We start from the raw sequence: 1,646 nt of genomic DNA on the forward strand, positions 1-1,646 counted from the left end.
TGCGCGAGTTCGTAGCCGGCATCGGCATGACGCATCACGCCCGTGGCCGGATCGTTGAACAGCACGCGGCCGAGGCGCTCGTGCGCCTCACGCGTGCCGTCGGCCACGATCACCACGCCCGAGTGCTGCGAGAAGCCCATGCCCACGCCGCCGCCGTGATGCAGCGACACCCACGATGCGCCGCCCGCCGTATTCAGCAGCGCGTTCAGCAGCGGCCAGTCGCTGACGGCATCCGAGCCGTCCTTCATCGCTTCGGTTTCGCGATTCGGGCTGGCGACAGAACCGGTATCGAGGTGATCGCGGCCGATCACGATCGGCGCCTTCAACTCGCCGTTCTTCACCATCTCGTTGAACGCCTGGCCCAGGCGATAGCGATCCTTCACGCCCACCCAGCAGATCCGCGCCGGCAAGCCCTGGAACGCGATGCGCTCGCGCGCCATGTCGAGCCAGTTGTGCAGGTGCGGATCGTCGGGAATCAGTTCCTTGACCTTCGCGTCCGTCTTGTAGATGTCCTCGGGATCGCCCGACAGCGCGACCCAGCGGAACGGCCCCTTGCCTTCGCAGAACAGCGGGCGGATATAGGCCGGCACGAAGCCCGGGAAATCGAACGCGTTCTTCACGCCCATTTCGAGCGCCATCTGGCGGATGTTGTTGCCGTAATCGAGCGTGGCCGCGCCGCGCGCCTGCAGCGTCAGCATCGCCTGCACCTGCTTGGCCATCGATTGCTTGGCCGGCGCGACGATGCTTTGCGGATCGACCTTGCGCGCTTCCTGCCATTGCTCGACGCGCCAGCCTTGCGGCAGATAGCCGTTGATCGGATCGTGCGCGCTCGTCTGATCCGTCACGCAATCGGGCACGATGCCGCGCTCGACCACCTCGGCGAACACGTCCGCCGCGTTGCCGAGCAGGCCGATCGACACCGGCCGGCCGGCGCGCTTCGCTTCGTCGAGCATGGCGAGCGCTTCGTCGAGCGTGGTGGCCTTCTTGTCGACGTAGCGCGTTTTCAGGCGGAAATCGATGCGCGACTCGTCGCATTCCACGGCGATCATCGAGAAGCCGGCCATGGTGGCCGCGAGCGGCTGCGCGCCGCCCATGCCGCCCAAGCCGCCCGTCAGGATCCAGCGGCCCGACGGATCGCCGTTGAAGTGCTGGTTCGCCACCGAGAAGAAGGTTTCGTAGGTGCCCTGAACGATGCCCTGGCTGCCGATGTAGATCCAGCTGCCGGCCGTCATCTGGCCGTACATCATCAGGCCCTTGCGATCGAGCTCGTTGAAGTGATCCCAGTTCGCCCAGTGCGGCACGAGGTTCGAATTGGCGAGCAGCACGCGCGGCGCGTCGGCGTGGGTGCGGAACACGCCCACCGGCTTGCCCGATTGAATCAGCAGCGTTTCGTTGTCCTCGAGATCCTTCAGCGAGGCGAGGATCTGGTCGAAGCAATCCCAGTTGCGCGCGGCGCGGCCGATGCCGCCATACACCACCAGCGCGTGCGGATGCTCGGCCACCTCGGGATCGAGATTGTTCTGCAGCATCCGGTAGGCCGCCTCGGCCAGCCAGGTCTTGCAGGTCTTCTCGCTGCCGCGCGGCGCGCGGATCACGCGCGTCGGGTCGAGACGCGGATCGATGTGCTTCGGATGATTCATGACGGC

At 66.3% G+C, this 1,646-nt stretch carries 1 protein-coding gene; it reads right to left on the reverse strand.

Going from position 1 to position 1,646, the window contains the following annotated elements:
* Positions 1–1,640 (reverse strand): urocanate hydratase (gene hutU, locus G3N92_RS33875; protein ID WP_206131846.1); only part of this gene is annotated, 1,640 nt, incomplete at its 3' end.
* Positions 1,641–1,646: the final 6 nt, after the last annotated feature.

The sequence above is a fragment of the Burkholderia sp. Ac-20379 genome, from assembly GCF_017104645.1.
Taxonomy (GTDB): Bacteria; Pseudomonadota; Gammaproteobacteria; order Burkholderiales; family Burkholderiaceae; genus Burkholderia.